Source organism: Shewanella sp. AC34-MNA-CIBAN-0136 (genome assembly GCF_040309945.1).
GTDB lineage: Bacteria > Pseudomonadota > Gammaproteobacteria > Enterobacterales > Shewanellaceae > Shewanella.
The window spans coordinates 33,281-57,482 of record NZ_JBEOPJ010000013.1 but is presented as its reverse complement, the minus strand read 5'-3'; the positions used below and the strand labels follow the sequence as shown (position 1 = coordinate 57,482).

Genomic DNA, 24,202 nt, shown 5'->3' with positions numbered 1-24,202 from the left:
CAGGCAGTTGTTGGGTTATAAGAGACTAAGTTGAACCGCTAAGGTTTGGCTTTATGTTGATAGTCAAAGCGTTTACGCAAACGAATGTCGGCAACCGATGCGCCAATCATCACTTCAAACTGGCCTGATTCGGCTAACCAATTATTAGTGTTAACGTCCCAAAACGATAAGTCGCGTTGGGTTAGCGTAAAGCTAGCTGTTTTGGTTTCACCTGCTTTTAACCATAACTTATCAAAGCCTTTTAGCTCTTTTGCTGGACGCGGTACGCTGGCTTTAACGTCGTGCAAATACAATTGCACTACCTCGGCACCATCGACTTTACTGGTGTTAGTGACATCGACAGTAACGGTGATAGTGTCATTGCCTGCAATGTCATCATTTGTCATGTCATTATTTGCAATGTCAGCGCTTGAAAGACGGATGTTGCTGTAATCAAATTGGCTGTAAGACAAGCCATGGCCAAAGGCAAATAACGGCGCAATATTTTGCTGTTCAAACCAGCGATAACCAATAAATACCCCTTCGCTATAAACTGATTCAGTGGCGTTGTAATCGTTTAACGCTATTGGCGCAGTGTCGGTGAGCTTTTTCGGTAAGGTAATTGGCATTTTACCGCTAGGGTTTTGATTGCCCAATAACATATCCGCGTAAGCATTACCGGCTTCCATACCGCCATACCAGCCCCACACAACCGCTTTAGCGTTATCTGCCCACGGCATTTCTACCGCAGAACCGCCAATCATAAACACCACAGTATTTGGATTCACTTTGAGCAGTTTGGCGATGACCTCATCTTGTTGGCCAGGCAATACCATGTCAGGTCTGTCGATAGACTCGCGGTCATCGGCATGACTTAAGCCGCCAAAGTAGATAACCGCATCGGCTTTTTTAGCTGCGGCTAAATACTCTTGTTCGGTATTGTACAAACTGTTGGGTGTTTCCCAGCCTAAGGTGGCTTGCTTGTCGCCTTGGTAACGTAAGCTCACCGCGTAAGTTTCACCAGCAGTTAAGGTCATGGCTTTACTGATAACATGTCCTTGGTTTGCTTGGGTGCTGGCGATCAGCTGTGTATCGTTAATGTACAATGCCACTTGGCCGTCAGCTTTTATGTTAAAACTGTGGCTGCCCGTTTCGATAGGTTTGATGTTGGCTTTAATATCGACAAACTGTTTTTGGCCTTTGGCATTAAATTGCGGATCGGCTATCCATGATTCACTGGCGAGCTGGGTCATTTTGTTGTCATTGTAATAATTAATTTGCCACGATGGGGTGCCTGTCCAATGACGAGTGGTGAGATAGTCATTGGGTATCGGCATAAACTGGCTGCTGGCTGGACGCATTAGTTGAATGTCGACCTTGTCACCCAGTTTGGCTTTTAAACCGGCTAATGGGCTGATTTCGTAGAGTGCTTTAACTTCTGATGAGCCGCCACCAAATCCATGGCGTTTATCGGCATTGGGACCAAGTACCAAGACATGTTTAAGTTTGTCAGCGTGAAGCGGTAATACCTTGTTATCGTTTTTAAGTAATACAATGCCATTGGCGGCAAGTGTGCGAGCATCATCACGGTGAGCTTGAGTGTTACGCTCGCCGGATAAACGGTGTTTATCCATCATGCCGATGCTGAGTTGCACCCGTAAAATACGGCGGACTTTATCATCAAGTACCGATACTGGTACTTTACCAGCGTTAAGCATCTCGAGTAGCGGTTTTGCCATAAAGTAATCGTCAAAATCAGCGACATCTGTGCCCATTTCAATATCAAGGCCGTTCATGGCGGCATCATAAGTGTTGATGTCGACGTTCCAGTCGGTAAGTAGCACCCCTTGAAAGCCCCATTCGCCTTTTAAGATAGTATTGACTAAGTGCTTGCTCTGATTGGCGTTAGTGCCTCTAAATTCGTTATAGGCGCCCATAATGGCATGTACGTTGGCTTGTTTTACCGCCGCTTCAAACGCTGGTAAATACACTTCACGCAAGGTGCGCTCATCAGGTTTTGCATTTACTTTTGTGCGGTTGAGTTCTTGGGTATTAAGGGCATAATGCTTTACGGTGGCGCCGACATCATTGGCCTGAATCGCTTTAATTTCAGGCACTACTAAGCTAGCTGCTAAAAATGGGTCTTCACCCATGTATTCAAAGTTACGCCCATATAACGGTAGGCGCGCGAGGTTTACACCAGGGCCCAAAATAAGATCTTTATTGCGATGACGTGCTTCGGCGCCAAGCACATTGCCGTGCAGCGTGGCCATGTTGAGATCCCAACTGGCGGCGATTGCGGTTAACGGCGGTAAATAGGTTGAGTAATCGTTAGTCCATCCTGCGGGTGCCCATGAGTTGCGATCGATCTCGTAGCGCACACCGTGTGGGCCGTCTGACATCCACATTTCATGTATGCCTAAGCGCTCAATAGCAGGTATATGAAACTTGCCCGCGGCATGCACCAAAGACACTTTTTCCTTTAAGGTTAACTGAGGCAATAAGCGGTTAATGTCATCTTCGACTTGGCTGATACGATCGCCAATACGTAGCTTTTCATTATCTGGTAACACCGTTAATGCATGTAAGGTTTGTGGGGTAATGGTTGGGTGTGCTGCTAATGCAGCATGGCTGACACCTAAGCATATAAGTGATGAAACACATGCTGTAAGCGCTTTCTTTTTATGATTTGACGAGATGTTGCCGTGCTGTGGCTTAGCCATAACGAGGTCCCTGTGTTATTTGAAATTGATAAAGATATTCGCGGTCAGTCGTCCTGTTTTAGGACTGTTATCGATGTCGGTTGCTGAGTTGACTAACGTCGAGTGGAGTAGGTTACCGGGATATATGACTAAACGATTTGGCCGATATTGAACCTGATGATAAAGGGTGTAGTGATCATTACTATCGATCACATAATCAGGCGTCAGTGCTTGTTGTGCATCGACAACCGGTTGTGCCTGATTAAAGTAATGGTCAATGTTGTGTGGTGTTATCTGTTCATATTGCGTGGCGTTATGGCGAAAAAATCCAGTATCCCCATGAGCACCATCATTGAGATAGTGCAGAATCGCAAAATAGTGCGGGTCTGGGGTGTCAAAGTGTGGCATGCATTGCAGCGGCAATAAACGTTTTGCAGGCTTGTCGATAACCGAAAACACGCATTGTTGGGGTTTTAAGCGTAACGAGTGTGACACCTTGTAGGTATCGTATATTAACTGGTATACCGCATTAATCACGTCTATTACATATTGCTTGGGCAGCGGTGCGCGCTGCCCTGGATAGTATGAACCTTGGTCTTGATTAAATTGACTATCATCTATCGCAATATCGATTAGCGGCGAAAGATCAGCGCCAAAGTCATCAATGATAATCACCGGCGTTTGCTGTAGGCCAATAAACTCAATGTGGGGCGTAAATGGCCCCACCTTGATAATACTCTTGCTTGATAGAGTACTCTTGCTTGATATCGTTTGGTTGTTCGATGAGTCGGTTGTCATGTTACAACCTTACATGCTGGCTGATTTACAGTAATGCTGCACAAAATCATGGTGCGCTGGCAAGGTATCAACTTTACGTTTTACCGTTGCTTTAATGCTGTTTAAAAAGCTGGTTAATTCCGCTTCGTCCATCATGTCGACAATAGGATGATATTCTTTCGGCATTAAGCCTTGGCCCATCATCACTTGTATCCACGAGCTTTCACCAAACAATTCATTGCCGTATTTATAGACTTTGCCTGATTGGCTGAACATGTCGATACGATGTTGTAATGAGGCTGGAATTGGCATGTTTTTACAGTAACGCCAAAAGCGACTGTCTTCGCGATCAGTGACCTTGTAATGCAAAATAATAAAGTCGCGAATGTTATCCATTTCAACTTTAGTTTGTTGATTGAATTCAGCAATATCGGTATCTATAATGCCTTGCGACGGGAACAGCTGTAATAGGCGCACTATGCTGCGTTGGATCATATGAATGCTGGTGGACTCTAATGGCTCTAAAAAGCCGGCAGCTAACCCTATTGCTACACAGTTTTTGTTCCAATGTTGACGACGAGTACCCGTTTTAAACTTAATCACCCGTGGTTGATTGATCGGCGCGCCTTCAATGTTATTGAGCAATAATTCAGTCGCATCAGCATCAGAAATGTATTTACTGCAAAACACTAAACCATTGCCGGTGCGGGTTTGCAACGGAATACGCCATTGCCAACCAGACTCTCGGGCAATCGAGCGAGTATATGGAATTGGTTTTTGAACCGCTTCAGTTTGTACTGCTATCGCACTGTCACACGGTAACCAGTGGCTCCAATCTTCAAAGCCAGTGTTTAAGGTTTGCTCAATAAGCAACGCTTTAAATCCGGTGCAGTCGATAAATAAATCGCCTTCAATTAACTCGCCATTTTCAAGCTTTAACGCGCGGATATTACCCGTGTCGTCGTGTTGTAATACGTCGGCTATTTTACCTTCGATGCGGGTCATGCCATGGTGCTCGGCAAATTTACGCAAAAACTTAGCATAAAGGCTCGCATCCATATGGTAAGCATGGTTGTAGTCTTGATTGGGTAATACGGCAAATCGGCCTTGGCGAGCAGCTAAATGCTCGGTGCAATAGTCGCCAATGTCACTAACCAGGCCTTGTTGTTTGCCCTTAAGCCAAAAGTGTTGAAAGCCACAAGCCCAGCAGTCTTTACCTAAAAAGCCAAATGAATGCAGGTAGTCTTTGTTGACGTCATGCCAGTTTTCAAACTGGATACCGAGTTTGAAGGTGGCATTAGTGGCTGCCATAACGTCTTGCTCTTTTAACCCAAGTAAACGATGGAAAATATGCAAGGTTGGAATAGTGGCTTCACCGACACCAACAGTACCAATTTCGTCAGATTCTACTAATACAATTTCAAGATTTTTGCCCAACAGTTTGCTAAAGGCGGCTGCGGCCATCCAACCTGCGGTTCCACCACCGGCAATGACAACTTTTTTGATTGATTTATTCATCTTGAGCATCCTGTTTGGCTTGATATCTTGCTGTGTTCAGCATTATCGTTTTAATTTATTGATTAAGTCTGCACGTATTTTGCGGGCCGTTAATTCGTCTAATGGCTTAGTTTGCATGCCTTTCACATTGTCGGGAATATGACTGTCATCAACATCGTCATGATCGAAAATGTAGTGTTCGAATATCGATTTCCATGCTTGGCGCTGAGCTTTAGGCAGAGAGCGTAAGCTTAATATACTGTGCAATAAGGCATTGTTAGGTCGGCCTAAAAAGCCAGGAGTATCGCGCCACCAGTGGGTAATGAGTACGTTAAAGTCATCGACGCCACGAACATGGTGCCACCACATGCTGGGAATAAATAACACATCACCAGGGCTTAGCTCTGCTGTTAGGCTGGCGTCTAATGCCTGCTGAAAACGCGGGAAACGTTCAAAGTCGGGATTCGCCATATCAACGAGACTGATGTCTTGGCCACCGGGTGCCAGTTCCATGGGGCCAACATACAAATTACTAATTTGCTCGGGTGGGAATAGGGTAAAGGTACGCTTACCAACCACGTTACACGCTAGGTTTAGCGGAAAGTCATAATGAGCAGCGACCTTGGTTTGATTGCCCAACCAAATACTGGTTAAGGGTTGCATGGGCGCTAAATCTAAACTGTTTTGTGCCCCTAAACCGGGTAAACATTGGTGAATGTCGGTCGAGCCCATGTACATTCCGGCAGGCATGTCTTTAATCATTTCTTGGCTTAATCGGTCAAGCAGTTGATTAAAGTCCAATCGGCCAGCTTGATAATTAAAACCATCAAGTTGTTCATTGTAAAACACTCTACCGTGTTGTTCTGGCGGGACATAATACGCTGTTACTGGCATACCTTGATAAAACTGGCGCAGGTAAGTCATTGCGCTTTCTGTAGACTCTAATCCTGCTTGGACTAACGGCCAATGGCGACACAATCCCTTAAATACCATAGGTTTGTCGGCATCACGGATTAAATCAATGACACTCTCTAATGTACATTCATTGATGTGTTCGACGTGCTGAGTCTGGGCCGTTGTCATCACTATTAACCTTGAGCATTCTTGAGATTAAGTAAGTCTCGTACATTGCTTTGCGAGGCTAATGTCATGTAAATGGCTTGCAAGTAACCTTGCTGATGTAGCTTTGCTAATGCGTCAGCAGACAACCCGGCTAAGGTTTCTTCATTGATGGTATAAAAACCGATCATCTGATTTTTTTGACCGTTGTCTAACTCAATATCTAAAGTGAAGGATTCTAGCAATTGATGTTCAATCAAGGCATCGACAAAGCGTTGACCATCTTGTAAACCATGATGGATGACCTCGAGAATTTCGCCGACTTCATCGAGTAATGGGGTGTTACCACCGTAAGGTAAAAACAAGGCTTCACCCTCGGTTTCGCTGACTCTAGGGTGGTCTAAGTCCACATGAATAACGCGTTGCTGACGTTCTACACCATCTTCTAGTACGGTTTGTTGGCCAATTAGAAAAGGTTGGCGACGCACAGTAAGCGGCACGTATGATGCGCTCCAACCTTGATCGCTTAAAAACACGTTGTCATTCTGCTGAAAACCAAAAAGTGCCACCGCGTAAAACTGACCTGTGGCAGTATCTTTATGAAAAAAGATCGGGTAGTGGGCTTGCACGCTGCGAAACTCTTGCGGAAATGTCACGCTATACCAAAGGTTATCGCCTAGTGCAGCAGAGCGATGAGTCATCACTTTTACGTCTTTATGTTCAATGCTGTTTAGTAATACATGTTGGCTCATTTTAATGTCCTATCTTATTCGTTCAAATACGTCGTATTTTTATGATTATTGTAAGTGAATTTTGTCTGTAATCTTATTTGCGTTGTTATCGTGATTATTTATGTCATGTCTTAAAGCTTAGGGAAACCATATTGCGCAACTTTATCGAGTAACTCGCGATTACTCGGCAGGTTTTTAGCAAGCGCTTGGGTGCGCTGTTGATTGTCATTAAACAGTCGCTGTGCCAATTGTTGCATTGACGGTTTCACATGATTGGGCAATTGGGTGTTATAGCCCATGCCATAAAGTACATATTGAAAACTGGCTGCCGGAAATAAGGCTTCTTTATAACTAATATCTTGTTGGCTCGGTGTTTGATAACGCCATAATTCGAGCATGGCTTGTAAGCTGTCGGGGATTGAGTTTGACTCACGATGGTCACGCCAATAACCATCAGCTTCACGTCGGCTTATCACATAATGCAGCTTTAAAAAGTCGATAATTTGTTGCCAGTGTAGTTGATAGCGCTCGTTAACACGCGTAGCAATCGTGTCCATGACCATACGATTGGGTGGTAATTGTTGGGCTAAGGTAGATGCAGTCCATTCTATTAATGCCAAAGCCGACGCTTCTAATGGTTCGATAAAGCCTGCTGCCATCCCGATAGCAATACAGTTATTTTGCCAGCATTTAGCACGATACCCAGGGTTAATCGTCAGTTGTCTCGGTTCCAATTTGTCAGCTGCAGCGCCATCAACACCGAGATAATTAAACAATGTTTGCTGTGCATCTATGTCATTGGTATGGCTTGATGAATATACATAGCCGACACCTTTACGCGTTGGTAGGCCTATATCCCAAATCCAACCGTTTGACTGTGCAGTTGAGTGTGTGCAAGACGCAATAGAGCTATTTGCATCAGTGTAGGGGACTTGTATCGCTAGTGCGCGATCATTAAAAAGCACCGATTTTTGACATAAAAAAGGCACTTGCAAGTGTTCACCTAACAGTAGAGATTTTGCGCCGGTGCAGTCGATAAATAACTGGCCACTGATTTCGCCATGTTGTTTAGTGATCAGCTTGTCGATGTCGCCATGATCGTTATTAATAATTTGACTGACATGGTCGCGAATATGGGTGACGCCGAGTTTTTGAGTGCAATGCTCTGTGAGTAACTGACTAAACTTAGCGGCATTAAGGTGGTAGCCGTAGTTATTTTGAAAATGATACTGAGCAGTGGCAATGCTTTTGGGGGCTAAACCAAGCTGAGTTAATACTTGCTGGCTACAAACGGCTTCGGCAAAGCTGACTTGTTCGGCATGAGGCAGCCAATATTGGCATAAGTCGAGTTCTTGGTGACCGTGGGGCAAACTAAATGGATGTAAATAGCTGTCAGTGACCTTGCTTTGTGGGTCTGCACACCAATTGATAAACCGAGAGCCCTGTTTAAAGCTAGCATCACATTGGCGAATAAAGTCGTTCTCATCGATACCAATTTTGCTCAGGGTTGAGCGCATTGAAGGCCAAGTGCCTTCACCTACGCCAATAGTGGCCACATCCGGTGATTCGATTAAAGTAATATTGAGTTTGGGAGACTGAGCTAAAACACCGTTATCAACATTATGTTCAGCGGCCAACAAACCGGCAGTTATCCAACCAGCGGTACCGCCTCCAACGATGACTATTTCGGTTATTGGTTTTTGCATCATCTTTACCTACGCTTTTGGCGTGATTATTATTTTTATTCTGATGAATCTAAAAATCTGATTGCTTAAAGAACACATTAACTAGCATTCAATAAAATGTCAGCACATTCAAGTAATAGTTTTTTTATGTTTTGCGTGTATGGTTTCAAACAACTAGGCGTAAAAAATAGTAACGTCCTTGTTACTCAATATGTTGCAATAAAAGGAGGTGACAAAGGCTGGCACCTCAACGACCTGAAAGGGAACTTGAGTGAATTCCGTTTAACACTGGGGTATTAGCCGAAATATCACTCAATGACTATTGCATTACGCTATAGGCTATAGGCTAGAAAGTGTAGCGAGCACCTAAACTATAACGAGCGCCGGTTTCGGTTAGGTTTAACACTTGCTCTTCTGCACGACCGTGAACACGGATGTACTCTTCAGTAATGTTAAGTCCTTCGAAAAACACGGTTAAGCCTTCAACAGATTCGACATCATAACTAACAGACAAATCGATTTGCGAGTAAGCTTCTGTGTACTGTGGGTTAGCGCCAGTACCTTGACCTGTAGAGTTTAAGAACTCATCACGCCAGTTGTATGCGATACGAGCTTGGAAACCATAATTCTCGTACACCAATACCGCATTAGCAGTGTCACTGATACCGATTAATGCTGACTGTGCATCAAATGAGAAGTTGTCGTAAGCCTGATCACTATCAACCAAGGTGTAGTTGGCTATTACACCAAATCCGCTTTCGCCGAAGAAGTGTTGAGCCGCAAACTCCCAACCATCAATGACTGAGTTATTAGAGCTATTTGATGGCGTTGAAATATTAAAGTTCAACAATTCATCATTATTAGCTGCACTGCCGCTAATAATTTGATTGGTGGCATCTACAGCAGCATTATCAGCATAATTTGCGAAAATATAATCACGAACTGCGCCAGCTTCAGTTGTCCCCGTTGCGGCCACAGCAGCTTTATATAAATCACCAGATGCTGGGTTATAAATGCCGTTAGTGGTTTTAACTGTTTCAGAACTGATAAAGTTCTTAGTGTCTTTACGGAAGTATCCTACAGACACGTAGCTCGATGGCGCGTAATACCACTCTGCCGAGAAGTCGATATTTTCAGACTCGAGCGGCAATAATGTAGGGTTACCTGCAGAACCACCACCATTACTACGATTGGCAAGGGTCGCTAATACCGTACCGCCTTGAATATCTGTGTAGCTAGGACGACCAATAGTTTCGCTGTATGCTGCACGAAGCATGACATCTTCTACCACTTCAATATTGAAGTTAAAGCTTGGTAGTAAATAGTCGTAATCACCGGTTTTGGTTTCAAAAACTTGCTCACCAGTACCCACTAATGCAATTTCAGTTTCAGCAATCCAATTTGCGCCATCATAACCAGCAACGGCTGCGGTCGAGGTGACATCAGTTTGCTCATAACGAAGTCCGAAATGCACGTCATATGGCATGCCGGCAATTTCATTATCGTAGTTGTACTGTACATAAACGGCTTGTGATTCCTCTTCAGTGTAACGGTCTGTTTCAGCTGCATAGTTTGTTGAAGGGCAGAAGCCATTACCACAATCACCGCTTACTGCAGAAGCATAGTTTGCTGCTGCAAAATCACGTACTGACGCAAAGTCCCACATGAAAATGGTATCTAAAACATCGAAGTTACCGTCTGAAAGTGAGAAGTCACCGCCATTGGCGTCAAATTTGTCATGAATGGTGTCAGCTGGGAACCATGCGTCTTCAAAGTCACCTGCAGAGCCTACTCCACCCCAATCGTTACGCTGAACGTTGACGCTTTGTGAGTGATTGTTTACGTTCGTTAACGCAACACCAAAGTCAATGCTGCCAGCATCTTCAAATAAGTATTCACCGTCAAATTGGTATTGATCAATTTCAGACTTATTACGTGCGTTACCAAAAACAGAACCGGTAAGCATCATGTCTGCAGGTGTCACTGCATTACCACCACCAACAGCAAGCACTGGTAAGTCACCGCTAAAGTCAGTTGCCGCGCTGGTACGCACAAACGCTGCAGTACTTAAATTGTTGTTTGAACCATAAAGGTTGTTTGGTTTGTTTTCCGCAACCGAGTTGTGCGCATCAAATGTCAGCGTTAAGTTATCTGTTGCTTGCCACTCAAGGTTAAAACCTAAAGAACCACTTTCGTTACGTACGCCATAATCACCAGCCGCCATAGATAAATCAGCAGGTGAACCATAAGTTTCAGAATAAATAAGTGGTGAGGCGATAGGGCCATCAGACCATACGTTTTCAGACGGAACGAAGTTAAACCATGCTGATACGTCATTCGATTGAGTGTCGATGTCGTTACGCATGTAGGTATAATCTAAGCTTGCGACTACGCTATCAACAGGGCTGTACTGTAATACTAACTGGCCGTTAGTACGGGTACGTTGTTGTTCTTCAAAACGATAAACAGTGGTTTGCGGAACTGAATAAATATCGCTATCACCAGGACGATTAACTTGGGTGCTGTCTTTAGCAACGCCGCCCCAATCACTGTTGTCAGCAGAACCTGGGAAGCTACGCCAGCCGGTGCCGACCTGTGCTTGTTGGTTGCCACTTTCACGCTCTTGATAACTGGCCGAGAGTGAAATACCAAATTTATCATCAGCAAACGTGTTTGAGTATAAACCTGATAACTCAGGGGTAACTGAGCCATTATCGGTTGATTGATCATCAACTGCTTTTACACCAAATGTGGCTTTTAAGCCCGGAGAGCTGAATGGCTTATGCGTTAAAATATCAATAGTAGAACCAATACCACCGGTTGAATCTGAAGCTTGGCTAGTTTTGTGTACTTCAACACCACTGATACTTTCAGAAGCGATGTTAGCAAAATCAAATGAGCGCGAACCTGTAGTCACAGGCATTTGACGACCATTGAGGGTGATCAAGTTGTAGTCTGGACCAAAACCACGCACGGATACTTTACTGCCTTCACCGTTAGAACGGTCAATCGATACACCAGTAATACGCTGTAACGATTCCGCTAGGTTGGTGTCAGGAAACTTACCAATGTCTTCAGCTGAAATAGAGTCAACGACTCCACTTGATGAGCGTTTCACATCCATTGATTTAATTAAACTGCCACGAATACCAGTAACCGATATTACTTCGATATTTTCTTCACTTGCTTCATCAGCAGCATAGGCTGGTAACATACTGCTCACACCAAGCACTAGCGATAAACTGGTCGCAAGCTTAGTTTTTGTAAATTTTGTTGTTTTCATCTAGGAAATCCCCATTGACTAGATTTTACTTCTCTCAATATTGCGGGTTAGGCGCAAATCGTTTTTTTAATTCTCTATCCACGCAGTAATCATTATTTATAATTGTAGGGTTATAAAACATCTAATGTAAGCGCTTACATAAAACTAGTGTAAAATGTGACCGCAGTCAACAAAAACAAGTTCGAATTATTACATTTCATTAACTCAGATGTAGATTTTTTTATACTAAATATTGTTATCCATTGTTTTTAAACATTTTTAATTTAATATTTATTTCTGCGTTAAAATGTAAGCGCTTTCTTTTGTGGGTTAGATTGTTACCAATTATATTTATGACTTATCTTATTATTGGGCTTGAATAAGGTGTGCTCAGAGGCATAAGCTAAGGTGTTGTCATGTATTTGGGTGGCATGGTTGTCAATCAATAGGGTTAACACTCACGCCTTTGACTTCATCCTATTACTATCATCAGCGCTGGCTCGTTCAATATAGATACCTTGTTAAAGCAACAATGGTGGTGAAGGTGTTACATTGAATGTTAGATACGTTGAACTATTATATTGTCTGGTGAAAAGGGGAGCTGATAAGTGACTTGAACATGCCAGTAATCACCTAGCTCAGGTAATCGTAATAATGTCAGTCGTGAGCAGGTATTGGAGTTTCACTTAAATACTAAGTGTTATGTTAGCGGTGAATATGTGAGAGGTTTGCTTTTTATTAGTGGGTCGTATCAAAAATCAAATGTTAATAGTTATTACACTCGTTGATAGTTGCTGTATTAGCTAATAGCGACTGCATTATGAGCCAATACCGTTGCTAAATAACATGAACAATTAATGATATATGCTCATGTTATCTGTCTTGTAAATTCAGGTTATTGACTTTTTAGGTTAACCGCTTTGGCTGAATCACGAATAAATAATTCTGGCTGAAATGAGCGTTCAATTACCACGTCTTTATTGTTATAAACTTGTCGAAGTACCCAGCGAGCGGCCATTTTACCCATCTCGTTAATGGGGTTACTGACGGTAGATAATTTAGGTGAAATATATTGTGGGAAAGGGATATTATCGTAACCGATAAATGAAATATCTTCCGGAACACGCAATCCATGCTCCAAACACACTGCAATAGCGCCTGAGGCCATCTGATCATTAGCACACACTACAGCTGTGATCGGTTTGTTCATCGACAATAAACGTTCCATCGCTTCACAACCGCCAGCTTCTTTAAAGTCACTTTCAACGCAAAGGGTGTCATCAAAATCGATATTGTATTGTTGCAATGCTCGTTTATGGCCTTTTAAGCGATCACGAACATCGAGCTTAAACAATGGCCCTGAAATGTATGCGATATCTTTATGGCCAAGTGATAAAATGTGCTCGGTAGCCATGAAGCCACCTTGTTCATTTTCAAGATAAACACAGCGTTCTTTGATAGCGTCGATATAGCGGTTAATAAATACCACCGGCGTTGAACCTTTACTGAGCTCGATTAGGTAATCGTCCGATACAGCCTCAATGTCCAAAATAAGGGCATCACAGCCGCGACTCATTAAAAACTCAACCCCTTCTTTCTCTTGTTTCTCGTCACTATGACCAGCAGCAATAATCACGTGCTTGTTAGCTGTTCTAAGGGCTGTTTCAATTTCGGTCATCATGGGACCGTAAAAAGGACCGTCAAGCTGAGACACCAAAACCCCGACACTGTTTGAACAGTTCGAGGCGAGTGACTGTGCAATCGTATTAGGCCGGTAACCTAACGCTTTCATTGCATCGAGTACTTTTTGTTTGGTTTTATCGCTTACTTTGGTGTTGTTGTTCATGACTCGGGACACAGTCGCCAGAGACACACCAGCCATCACTGATACATCGTAAATAGTTGCCATATAATGAGTATTAAAAAGCCGTCTTGGAGCACATGGCTCCAAGATTAACATGCTTTTATTTTGCTTCTCTATTTAATTCTAAGTGAATTTGGTCCACTTTTTGATTATCTAAAGTGTACCAGCGCATTACAAAAGCCACGACTAAAGATCCAATCGCAGGGTAAATAGTGAATGATAATAATATACCTTGCTGAGTATGCTCCGTTTGCAGGGTATCAGGCTGATAACCATAACCCGCTAATAACCACCCCGCGGAAGCGCCACCAATGGCAACACCCAGTTTGATAAAGAAAATCACTGAAGAATAAATCATCCCGGTAATGCGAACGCCATTTTTATATTGGCCATAATCGACAACATCAGCCATTTTTGCCCAAAGCAATGGGGTGGCCATGTTGAACGTAAAGCCCCAGATAATAAACATTCCAAAGGCGAGCACTACTTGATCGCTAGGTACAAAGTAGCTCACTACGCACATCGCTGCCGCAAGCAGTTGCAAAGTAATATAAGCTTTGACCTTACAAAAGCGTTTAGCCAAAGGCTCAGCTAAAATACAACCAAATATATTACCAACCATACCCAGAGTGATAAATAGGGTGATGGAGTCCGGCATGTTAAGGAAATATTTAACGTAGTAAATCGCTAAGCTAGTGCGTAACACCATGCCTGATAATAAACACACTGCCGCAATAGCTAACACACGCCATTGGTCATTTTTGAGCATATCGGTAAAGTCTTTCTTAAAGCTAGACTGTTGATCCGCTGGCGGGTGTAAACGCTCTTTAGTACCCCAAAAACAGGCAAGAAACATCGCAACACCCAAAACGCTCATGGCGGCAATAGTCAGTTGGTAACCTTTGGCTTGATCGCCTTCACCTAAAAATTCTACTAGGGGTAAGGTTAAACCTGACACCAATAAACCACCGAGCATTGCAAATACAAAACGGTAAGATTGTACTGACACTCGCTCTTTTGGGTCGGCTGTTAACACGCCGCCTAATGCACAATATGGGATATTAATGGCGGTGTAGACCATCATGAGTGCGGTATAAGTAACGAAGGCATAAATCATTTTGCCGTCTTCAGTTAAATCAGGAGTAGTAAAGGCTAAAACACTGATAAAACCAAAGGGTAGGGCAAACCATAATAGGTAGGGTCTAAACTTACCCCAACGGGTATTGGTTCTATCTGCCAACGCGCCCATCAATGGGTCGGTGACCGCATCAATTAAGCGTACAGCTAGAAACATGGTGCCGACAAATGCTGGCGAAATACCGAAAATGTCGGTATAGAAAAAGGTTAAAAACAGCATAACAGTTTGGAAAACAATATTACTGGCAGTGTCCCCGAGCCCGTAAGCTATTTTTTCTCTGGTGCTTATCATACATGCCTCAATTGTTGTTATTTGTTAAAATGATGCAACTGTTTGAATAGAACAAAGCCGTTTTATACAACGGCTTTATCTGGTTAACATATTATTTTCTTAAGTTTATAAATTCTCGATACGCATAGGCGCTGGCTTTCAGGGTGCGTTGTTGAGTTGTATAATCAACATAAACAATCCCAAAACGTTTTAAATAGCCTTCAGCCCATTCAAAATTATCCATTAAACTCCACGCAAAATATCCTACAACATTAACGCCTTGTTCAATGGCATTATTTACTGCATTTAAGTGAGCGTTATAGTATTCGAGTCTGTCTTGATCATCCACTTTACCGTCTTGCAATTTATCATCCATTGCCGCACCGTTTTCGGTAATGTAGATCGGCGGTAAAGGATAAAGTGCATGCAAAGAGGTTAATAAGTCGGTGAAGGATTGTGGGTATATTTCCCAGCCAATATCTGTTTTAGGTTTGTCGACCATATCGATTTGGCTAAAGCCATTTACTGGGTCTGCTTTATAGACCGCACGGGTGTAAAAGTTTATGCCTAAGAAGTCGATAGGTTGAGCAATAATATCAAAGTCGCCTTGTTCAATAACGGGCTTATCTTCAGCGGCGAAGTCATTAATAATGTCAGGGTAGCAACGGTCAAACAGTGGTTTGATGTACCATTGATTAAAGTACTGATCGGCTTTACTTGCGGCGTTAACATCTGCTGCAGAGTCTGTCGCGCTATAGCAAGGCGTGAAGTTAAGTACGATACCATTTTGGCTATTAGGACTGTTTTTTTGCAATACTTTCATGGCTAAACCATGGGCCAATAATAAATGGTGTGCAGATTGACGACCGAACGCTTTGGTTGCTAATCCAGGCGCATGAACGCCAATTTCGTAACCTAAGTAAGAACTGCAAAATGGTTCGTTAAAGGTTGCATATGAATAGACTCTGTCACCGAATGCCTGAGTGATTTTGTCGGCGTAGTCTGCAAATAAATAGGCCGTTTCGCGATTTAACCAACCACCATTATCTTCAATATGTTGTGGTAAATCCCAATGGTATAAGGTCACAAAGGTTTTAATACCACGACGATTTAATTCATCGAGTAAGTCGGTATAAAACGTCACACCTTGCGGATTGAGGCTGCCATCTTTATGCATTACGCGTGGCCATGAAATCGATAAACGGTAGGCGTCAACGCCTAGCGATTCAATTAGATCGACATCTTCACGCCATAACTTTACATGCTCGCATGCTTGCGAACCGTCAGAAGCATCACGAATTTTGCCTGGAGTCGCACAAAAGGTATCCCATATACAAGGAAGACGAGAATCCACTGCGCCTTCAATTTGAAAAGAAGCAGTCGCCACACCAAAGGTGAACGCTTTTGAATGCATTTTAGAATCGGCTGGTAACATAATTTTCATATTTAAATTCACTTAGTATTATTTAATTGTGTCTATTTTTATGACTAACTTATTACGTTGAAATACCCTGATAAAAGGCCTTGCGCCGTGATAGATACGCAGTAAAAAATAAGCTCTCGCGTTTAAAAATCGTTGACATCAGTTATCGATATGTTAAAAATGAAAGCGCTTACATTGAGATTAGTGATTAATTATCCAAAGGTCAATAATTGATTTGGTTAATTATTGAATGCTTATCTGCTTGCTCAAGTGTGGAAATGATCACCAGTCAAATGTCTAGGGTTTACGGGGAATTAACTCTTGGCGTGAGATTATTGGTATCCATTCAATGGCGTTATGTACTGCAACCCAAGATAACTATTAACAACAATAAGGGAATGTCATGGCGACTTCACCGCTTCAACCTGAGTTGGCAAATGCCGATTCGACTCACCAGCAAGGCAACTTTCGTTTTGCTTTGATAGCGTTAACCTCGTTATTTTTTATGTGGGGCTTTTTAACCTGTTTAAATGATATTTTAATCCCTTATTTAAAAAACATGTTCGACCTTAATTACACCCAAGCAATGCTGGTACAGTTCTGCTTTTTCGGAGCCTATTTTATTGTGTCTATTCCGGCAGGAGCCCTAGTCGGTAAAATTGGTTATCAAAAAGGTATTATTACCGGATTGGTTATTGCTTGTGTAGGGTGTTTACTGTTCTATCCATCGGCCAGTTATGGCTCTTACAATATGTTTTTATTTGCTTTTTTTGTACTGGCTTCGGGCATTACCATCTTGCAAGTATCAGCAAATCCATATGTGAGCGTATTAGGCCCAGCCGAAACCGCATCGTCTCGTTTAACCTTAACCCAAGCATTTAATTCATTAGGCACCACGGTGGCGCCATTTTTTGGTAGTTGGTTAATTTTATCGACCGTTGAACATGACAGCAAAGTCACTGAGGTTGGCGAAGTGATTGGCCAGCTATCGATTCAGCAACAAGCCTCTGCAGTACAAACGCCTTACCTTATTTTAGCGGGTGCGTTGTTTGTATTAGCATTCATTTTTATGTTGTTAAAACTGCCTTTACTGGGCAAACGAGACACTCAGTCTAATGCCGCTGTAAAAGGTAGCGCATGGCAATACCCACATTTGGTGCTGGGTGCCGTGGGTATTTTTGTTTATGTGGGCGCTGAAGTCGGGATTGGCAGCTTTTTAATTAGTTTTTTAACTCAAGATGATATTGGCGGCGTGTCTGAATCGGAGGCTGCGCATTACATTGCTTACTACTTTGGTGGCGCGATGGTTGGGCGCTTTATTGGTGCTGCAGTCATGCAAAAAATTAACGCAGGCAAAGTACTCGCGTTTAATGCGCTTTGTGCGTGTGTTTTAGTGGCAGCAGCCATGTTGAGTGCCGGTACCGTTGCCATGTGGGCATTGTTGCTAGTCGGCTTGTGTAATTCAATCATGTTCCCAACCATTTTCAGTTTAGCGCTACAAGATTTAAAACAGCACACCAGTCAAGGTTCGGGTATTTTATGCTTGGCCATTGTCGGCGGTGCTGTTTTACCATTATTACAAGGCATGTTAGCTGACAGTTTAGGCATTCAATTAGCCTTTATTCTACCTCTGTTATGTTACGTATTTATTGGTTATTACGGTTTGATTGGATGTGCTGCAAAACGTCCAGTATTCGCAGATAAGGTATAAGGGAAGACCATGAGATTAACTCAATTACAGTGCATGCATAAAATCAGCACACCGACAAAAACAAGCCTGATAGCCTTAGGCGTATTGCTCGGCTTAAGTGGGTGCGGCGAGAACAACAACGCTACTCAACAAGATAAAAAAACTGCAGTTACCCCAGCCATGGTTGGTGATACAGAAGCTAAGTCGTCATTAGCCATTTGGCCGGATCTTAAGCCTGCTATCGCCAAAGATGATGCTTTAGAAGCCAAAATTGATGCGTTAGTGGCTAAAATGACTATAGATCAAAAAGTCGCGCAAATGATCCAACCTGAAATTCGCGATATTAGCGTTGAAGATATGCGTAAATATGGTTTTGGCTCGTATCTCAATGGTGGTGGTGCATACCCTAACAATGACAAACATGCTACGCCTGCAGATTGGATTGCACTGGCGGAATCTTTGTATCAAGCATCGGTCGATGACAGTGTTGATGGGATTAATATTCCAACCATGTGGGGCACCGATGCCGTACACGGTCATAACAATGTTATCGGCGCGACTTTGTTCCCGCATAACATTGGTTTAGGGGCGGCTAATAACCCTAAGTTAATTGAAAAGATAGCCGCTATCACGGCAAAAGAAGTTATGGTGACCGGTATCGATTGGGTATTTGCACCCACAGTTGCCGTAGTGAGAGACGATCGCTGGGGTCGAACTTATGAAGGTTATTCAGAAGACCCACAAATCGTCAAAGCCTATTCTTACGCCATCGTTGAGGGCCTGCAAGGCTCAGTTAATGGTGACTTTTTATCTGATCAACATGTGATTTCAACGGTTAAGCACTTTTTAGGCGATGGCGGCACTGAAAATGGCATCGATCAAGGCGATAATATTGCCAGCGAACAAGACTTATATGACATACATGCACAAGGCTATGTGGGTGGACTCAATGCTGGTGCACAAAGTGTTATGGCATCATTTAATAGCTGGCATGGGGTTAAAAATCATGGCAATAAATATCTATTAACAGATGTACTTAAAGATAAATTAAATTTCGATGGTTTTGTGGTAGGTGATTGGAACGGTCACGGACAAATCGAAAATTGTACTAATGAGTCGTGTGCGCAAGCCGTCAATGCCGGTTTAGATATCTTTATGGTGCCAACTGCCGCTTGGAAACCGTTATATGAAAACACCATTGCACAGGTGAATAATGGTGAAATAAGCCAAGCGCGTATTGATGATGCGGTTAAACGTATTTTACGGGTTAAGTTCCGTGCCGGTTTGTTTGACAAACCTAGCCCTGCCAATCGGCCGTTATCGGGTAAAACTGAATTAATTGGCCAAGCAAGTCACCGTGAGGTGGCACGTCAAGCCGTACGTGAATCTTTAGTACTGCTTAAAAACAATCAAGGTTTATTGCCTTTAGCGCCTAATGCAAAGGTGTTGGTTGCAGGTGATGCTGCGGATAATATCGGTAAACAATCGGGTGGCTGGACCATTACGTGGCAGGGTACTGATAACCAAAATAGTGACTTTCCTGGTGCTACGTCAATTTACGCTGGTATTGATAAATTGGTCACTCAAGCTGGTGGTACAACAACATTAAGTGTTGCGGGTGAATTTGAACCACAGCAAAAGCCAGATGTTGCGATTGTTGTGTTTGGTGAAGAGCCGTATGCAGAAGGTAACGGCGACATTGATAACTTAGAATATCAACGTGGAGACAAGCGTGATCTTGCTTTATTGCAGAAGTTAACAGCGCAAGGTATTCCAGTGGTATCTGTGTTTATTAGTGGCCGTCCTATGTGGGTTAATGCTGAGTTTAACAGCTCTGATGCATTTGTCGCAGCCTGGTTACCGGGTTCTGAAGGGCAAGGCGTTGCAGATGTGTTATTTACTCAGGCTGATGGCAAAGTTGCTCATGATTTTGTCGGTAAATTGTCATTCTCATGGCCTGCGACACCTCAGCAAACTCAGATTAATGTGCCATTAGCCCAATACAGCACTAAAAAAGCACAAGCTGATTATCAGCCGCTTATACCTTATGGCTATGGCTTAACTTACCAATCTACTGCCAGTGATGCGGTTGTGTTAGACAATTTGTCGGAAGACAATTTAGCTGCAACTCAAACACTAGAAGATTTACCTTTATTTGAGCGCGCAGTGAAATCGCCTTGGTCAATGTTCATCGCTAACGCTTCTGAGCGCCAAGGGTTAACCAGTAGCGTAGCGCAAAATAGCGCATTAACCATTCGTACTATGGATCGTGTAGTTCAAGAAGATGCGCGCTTAGTATCTTTTAACGGCAATGAGCTGGGCACTGTAGGGTTAATTAGTAATTTCCCTCGTGATTTAAGGGCTTACAGTAATAGTGATGCCACGTTATCAGTGAGTATTAATGCAACACAAGCACTGCAAAAGCCGTTATGGCTAGGGTTGGCATGTGAAGGTGATTGTCGTAAGCAAATCGATATTGCCAAGCAGGTGAATACTCAATTAGGTGAATGGCAACGTTTAAGCTTTTCATTGGCATGTTTTGCTGATGAACCAATGGATTTTGCTAAAATTGTGATGCCATTTTACCTTGCCACCGACGCGGCAGTGGAAATTCGTTTCAGTGATGTGGTCATTCAAGCAGCATCAGCAGAAAACACCATACAATGTAACTAATTAAAAGCGAATTAGCCCTATCTGAGTCATTAGATAGGGCTAATTAAACTCAATTTTAAATAGTAATGGTTGGCGACGCTTGTTGTTTTACTACTGCGTGTGGCAAACAGAGAACGATAAATGGATAAGGACAAAAATGAACAAGCTCAATAAGCATCATTCATTTGTATCCTGCTTAACTGCGTTGACTTTGTCGGTCATATTTCTGTCTGGCTGTAATGCTGATGATGTAACAGAACAAGCAACATATACAGTGATACCCAATACCGCAGTATCAGGTTGGCAACTGGTTTGGCAAGATGAGTTTGAGGGTAACCAAATAGACACTGCTAAGTGGAGCTTTGCCGTTGATTGTTATGGTGGTGGCAATGATGAGGCTCAGTGTTATACCGCACGGCCTGAAAATTCTGCAGTTAGTGATGGTTTGTTAGCGATTACGGCATTAAGAGAAACCTTTTCTGGGCCTGCAGTAAATGATTCTGATCCAAGCTATGACGTAAACGATACATCGAAAACATTAGATTACACCTCTGCTCGTTTAGTATCGAAAAACAAAGGTGATTGGAAATACGGCCGTTTTGAAATTCGCGCCAAATTACCGCAAGGTCAGGGGACTTGGCCGGCGATATGGATGTTACCGACAGATTGGGTATACGGTCCTTGGGCTGGATCAGGTGAAATAGACATTATGGAGGCCGTAAACCTTAAGGTTGTTACCGACGATAAGGCGCCAGAGTCTGCAGTACATGGCACATTACATTACGGTAAACAATGGCCCAACAATGTTTATACGGGCACAGAATATCGTTTACCACATGACCTCAATCCTGCAGACGACTTCCATGTTTATGCTGTTGAATGGCAACAAGGTGAAATCCGTTGGTATGTCGATGATGTTCATTTTGCCACTCAACGAGCATCGGGTTGGTTTAGCCAGTATGTCGATGATAATGGTGATGTGGTCAACGCACCTGATGATGCACCGTTTAATCAGCCATTTCACATGTTACTTAATCTTGCTGTGGGTGGCGCATGGGCCGCGAATGTGAATAAAACCGGTATCGATGAGTCGATTTTTCCGCAGTCGATGTTAGTGGATTACGTGCGTGTATATGAATGTGCTAAATCACCTAAAACAGGTGCCGGATGCGAAACAATTGATGGCAGTGTTGACGTTACCTTAGGCAAAATAGCACCAGAAATTATGTCACTAGACTCAGCGCTTTAACAGTGGATTTTGTTTTATGTAGTCAATAATCATCAACTAGCACTGTGAGTGACGATGGTTTTTTACTGTGATATCCCAGCTAAATAGTGTCATTTTATGATGTTGATTTTTAACTGAATACGAATGCAAAGATGCACTGTTTGCTTTGAGTGGTGAGTGGTTTAGCTTAGTATCGAGCAAGTTTAGAGGTGTTGTCAGTATGTTGTAAGCATGTAATGGCATGATCAGAGTGTTTTGGTTTAAGTACGATCAAATGATTATATAAATTTATGATGTCAACAATGGCATAATGGAGCAAATGCACCTTAATGGTATTGAAGCCGTTATAGATTTTAAGGAATTGATTTGTCGAACATTACATTTTCTCTAGCTGAGCTAGAACAGGTAGTCGCCATTGCTAAAGATGCAGGTACTGCGATTATGCAGGTTTATGCTCAAACTGATTTGCAGATTGAGGTTAAACAAGACGATAGCCCTGTTACTGCAGCCGATATTGCCAGCCATAATGTGATTGTCGCTGGCCTTAAACAGCATTTTGCTGATATTGCTGTAATGAGTGAAGAAGCGGCTGATATCAGCTGGGCAGAGCGACAAACGTGGCAAACGTATTGGTTGATCGATCCGCTAGATGGCACCAAAGAATTTATTAAACGCAATGGCGAATTTACCGTCAACATCGCCCTTATTCACCAAGGCAAAGCCATTGCCGGTGTGGTATATGCACCAGTATTAGACAAATGTTATAGCGGTATTGTTGGTCAAGGGGCATGGCTTGAATATAACGGACAAATATCGTTATTAGATATTCGTGACAGAGCATTGCAATCGCCACCTATTGTAGTCGGAAGCCGCTCTCACGTTAGCCCTGATGTTGCCGCTTATTTACAGACTATTGGCGAACACCAAATGTTAAGTGTCGGCAGTTCATTAAAATTTTGTATGGTGGCCGAAGGGCAAGCAGATGTGTATCCAAGATTAGGCCTAACCAGTGAATGGGATACCGCCGCAGCGCAAGCAGTATTAGAAAGTGCTGGTGGTCAGGTGGTTGAATATCCAGCGCTTACACCGCTGCAATACAACCAAAAAGAAAATATTTTAAATCCGTATTTTATTGCTGCTTCATCGGCATGGTTTGCACGCAAATAGCGCTAATCGTTATCAGCTCTTGCAAGCCCAATATGGAACCCCAATTAATAATAAGCAAATGGAGTGACAAGTTATGATGCGCATGGGCGTCGATCTCGGTGGTACAAAAATTGAAATAGTGGCTTTAGCCGATGATGGATCTGAAATTTTCAGAAAGCGCATTCCAACGCCAAAAAACTATCCTGGTACCATTGAAGCCATTGTCAGCTTAGTGGCTGATGCAGAATCAGCAACGGGCCAAACCGGCTCTGTTGGGGTTGGCATTCCAGGTGTTGTGTCACCGTTTACTGGCTTGGTAAAAAACTCTAATTCAACCTGGATTAACGGTCATCCGCTGGATAAAGATTTAAGTGAAGTATTAAGCCGTGAAGTACGTGTAGCTAATGATGCGAACTGTTTTGCAGTATCAGAAGCCGTTGATGGCGCAGCTGCTGGTAAAGGGGTTGTATTTGGCGGCATTATTGGTACCGGTTGTGGTGCAGGTGTTGCGATTAACGGTCGTGTCCATGGCGGCGGTAATGGCATTGGCGGAGAGTGGGGACATAACCCATTACCGTGGATGACAGCAGATGAGTTTAATACCACTACTTGTTTTTGTGGTAATCGTGACTGTATTGAAACCTTTATTTCTGGCACAGGCTTTGTTCGTGATTTTCGTGAAGCGGGTGGTGATGCCACTAGCGGTATTCAAATTTCTGAGATGATGCAACAAGGCGATCCGTTAGCCACAGCCGCATTTGAACGTTATATCGATCGCTTAGCGCGTTCACTCGCACACGTGATTAATATGATGGACCCAGACATGATTGTACTTGGCGGCGGCGTCTCTAATATTGAAGCTATTTATACTGAATTACCTAAAGTGTTACCCAAATATGTTGTTGGCCGTGAATGTGGTACCCAAGTGGTTAAAAATAAGTTTGGTGCATCATCTGGTGTTCGCGGTGCAGCATGGTTGTGGGGCAAAGACGAGAAGTAATCACTTCTTACGCGATATGCAAATACATTAAGTATTACAGTAGATTAAACGGCACTTAAAGGTGCCGTTTTTGTTTTGAGTTTGTTTTAGTGCTCGATA

The 24,202-nt window shown here is 43.0% G+C and carries 15 protein-coding genes; 5 read left to right on the top strand and 10 right to left on the bottom strand.

Features of this window, described 5'->3' with window-relative positions; translation table 11 throughout:
• Positions 1-38: 38 nt before the first annotated feature.
• From AAEY94_RS13815 to AAEY94_RS13770, 10 genes are all read right to left on the bottom strand, one after another.
• The gene (locus AAEY94_RS13815; RefSeq protein WP_350979066.1) at positions 39-2,702 is read right to left on the bottom strand and encodes a glycoside hydrolase family 3 C-terminal domain-containing protein; all 2,664 of its coding nucleotides are present in this window, start codon (positions 2,700-2,702) and stop codon (positions 39-41) included.
• Between the two features lie 15 nt (positions 2,703-2,717).
• Positions 2,718-3,479, bottom strand: a complete 762-nt coding sequence (locus AAEY94_RS13810; RefSeq protein WP_350979065.1) for a DUF6445 family protein — start codon at positions 3,477-3,479, stop codon at positions 2,718-2,720.
• Between the two features lie 9 nt (positions 3,480-3,488).
• Positions 3,489-4,976 (bottom strand): tryptophan halogenase family protein, encoded by a 1,488-nt coding sequence (locus AAEY94_RS13805; RefSeq protein WP_182744524.1) that lies wholly within the window; start codon positions 4,974-4,976, stop codon positions 3,489-3,491.
• A gap of 42 nt (positions 4,977-5,018) precedes the next feature.
• The gene (locus AAEY94_RS13800; protein ID WP_350979064.1) at positions 5,019-6,038 is read right to left on the bottom strand and encodes a cupin-like domain-containing protein; all 1,020 of its coding nucleotides are present in this window, start codon (positions 6,036-6,038) and stop codon (positions 5,019-5,021) included.
• 5 nt (positions 6,039-6,043) lie between these two features.
• Complete coding sequence (locus AAEY94_RS13795) at positions 6,044-6,766, bottom strand: SapC family protein (protein ID WP_011636785.1); 723 nt, start codon at positions 6,764-6,766, stop codon at positions 6,044-6,046.
• 110 nt (positions 6,767-6,876) lie between these two features.
• Complete coding sequence (locus AAEY94_RS13790; protein ID WP_350979063.1) at positions 6,877-8,454, bottom strand: tryptophan halogenase family protein; 1,578 nt, start codon at positions 8,452-8,454, stop codon at positions 6,877-6,879.
• A 322-nt stretch (positions 8,455-8,776) separates the two neighbouring features.
• Positions 8,777-11,713, bottom strand: a complete 2,937-nt coding sequence (locus AAEY94_RS13785) for a TonB-dependent receptor (RefSeq protein WP_350979062.1) — start codon at positions 11,711-11,713, stop codon at positions 8,777-8,779.
• A gap of 874 nt (positions 11,714-12,587) precedes the next feature.
• Entirely contained in the window at positions 12,588-13,601 is a 1,014-nt protein-coding gene (locus AAEY94_RS13780) for a LacI family DNA-binding transcriptional regulator (RefSeq protein WP_101086666.1), read from the bottom strand.
• A 55-nt stretch (positions 13,602-13,656) separates the two neighbouring features.
• Positions 13,657-14,985: a glycoside-pentoside-hexuronide (GPH):cation symporter gene (locus AAEY94_RS13775; RefSeq protein ID WP_350979061.1), complete on the bottom strand. Its 1,329-nt coding sequence runs from the start codon at positions 14,983-14,985 to the stop codon at positions 13,657-13,659.
• Positions 14,986-15,076: 91 nt separating this feature from the next.
• Positions 15,077-16,408, bottom strand: coding sequence for a GH1 family beta-glucosidase (locus AAEY94_RS13770; RefSeq protein ID WP_350979060.1), 1,332 nt, complete (start codon positions 16,406-16,408; stop codon positions 15,077-15,079).
• 382 nt (positions 16,409-16,790) lie between these two features.
• Between AAEY94_RS13770 and fucP the strand changes: the two genes are divergently transcribed.
• From fucP to mak, 5 genes are all read left to right on the top strand, one after another.
• Positions 16,791-18,098 carry an L-fucose:H+ symporter permease gene (gene fucP, locus AAEY94_RS13765; RefSeq protein WP_101086669.1) on the top strand — a complete coding sequence of 436 codons (1,308 nt, stop codon included), beginning with the start codon at positions 16,791-16,793 and terminating at the stop codon, positions 18,096-18,098.
• Between the two features lie 33 nt (positions 18,099-18,131).
• Positions 18,132-20,750, top strand: coding sequence for a glycoside hydrolase family 3 protein (locus tag AAEY94_RS13760; protein ID WP_502959400.1), 2,619 nt, complete (start codon positions 18,132-18,134; stop codon positions 20,748-20,750).
• 136 nt (positions 20,751-20,886) lie between these two features.
• On the top strand, positions 20,887-21,978 hold the full coding sequence (locus tag AAEY94_RS13755) for a glycoside hydrolase family 16 protein (protein ID WP_350979058.1): 1,092 nt from the start codon (positions 20,887-20,889) through the stop codon (positions 21,976-21,978).
• Between the two features lie 345 nt (positions 21,979-22,323).
• Positions 22,324-23,124 carry a 3'(2'),5'-bisphosphate nucleotidase CysQ gene (gene cysQ, locus AAEY94_RS13750; protein WP_335691394.1) on the top strand — a complete coding sequence of 267 codons (801 nt, stop codon included), beginning with the start codon at positions 22,324-22,326 and terminating at the stop codon, positions 23,122-23,124.
• A gap of 73 nt (positions 23,125-23,197) precedes the next feature.
• Positions 23,198-24,103 carry a fructokinase gene (gene mak / locus AAEY94_RS13745; RefSeq protein WP_101086673.1) on the top strand — a complete coding sequence of 302 codons (906 nt, stop codon included), beginning with the start codon at positions 23,198-23,200 and terminating at the stop codon, positions 24,101-24,103.
• Positions 24,104-24,202: the final 99 nt, after the last annotated feature.

Bases quoted from the DNA above. Each gene is read 5' to 3' on its own strand.
- AAEY94_RS13815 (WP_350979066.1), bottom strand. From the start codon at position 2,702: ATGGCTAAGCCACAGCACGGCAACATCTCGTCAAATCATAAAAAGAAA.
- AAEY94_RS13810 (WP_350979065.1), bottom strand. From the start codon at position 3,479: ATGACAACCGACTCATCGAACAACCAAACGATATCAAGCAAGAGTACT.
- AAEY94_RS13805 (WP_182744524.1), bottom strand. From the start codon at position 4,976: ATGAATAAATCAATCAAAAAAGTTGTCATTGCCGGTGGTGGAACCGCA.
- AAEY94_RS13800 (WP_350979064.1), bottom strand. From the start codon at position 6,038: ATGACAACGGCCCAGACTCAGCACGTCGAACACATCAATGAATGTACA.
- AAEY94_RS13795 (WP_011636785.1), bottom strand. From the start codon at position 6,766: ATGAGCCAACATGTATTACTAAACAGCATTGAACATAAAGACGTAAAA.
- AAEY94_RS13790 (WP_350979063.1), bottom strand. From the start codon at position 8,454: ATGATGCAAAAACCAATAACCGAAATAGTCATCGTTGGAGGCGGTACC.
- AAEY94_RS13785 (WP_350979062.1), bottom strand. From the start codon at position 11,713: ATGAAAACAACAAAATTTACAAAAACTAAGCTTGCGACCAGTTTATCG.
- AAEY94_RS13780 (WP_101086666.1), bottom strand. From the start codon at position 13,601: ATGGCAACTATTTACGATGTATCAGTGATGGCTGGTGTGTCTCTGGCG.
- AAEY94_RS13775 (WP_350979061.1), bottom strand. From the start codon at position 14,985: ATGATAAGCACCAGAGAAAAAATAGCTTACGGGCTCGGGGACACTGCC.
- AAEY94_RS13770 (WP_350979060.1), bottom strand. From the start codon at position 16,408: ATGAAAATTATGTTACCAGCCGATTCTAAAATGCATTCAAAAGCGTTC.
- fucP (WP_101086669.1), top strand. From the start codon at position 16,791: ATGGCGACTTCACCGCTTCAACCTGAGTTGGCAAATGCCGATTCGACT.
- AAEY94_RS13760 (WP_502959400.1), top strand. From the start codon at position 18,132: ATGCATAAAATCAGCACACCGACAAAAACAAGCCTGATAGCCTTAGGC.
- AAEY94_RS13755 (WP_350979058.1), top strand. From the start codon at position 20,887: ATGAACAAGCTCAATAAGCATCATTCATTTGTATCCTGCTTAACTGCG.
- mak (WP_101086673.1), top strand. From the start codon at position 23,198: ATGATGCGCATGGGCGTCGATCTCGGTGGTACAAAAATTGAAATAGTG.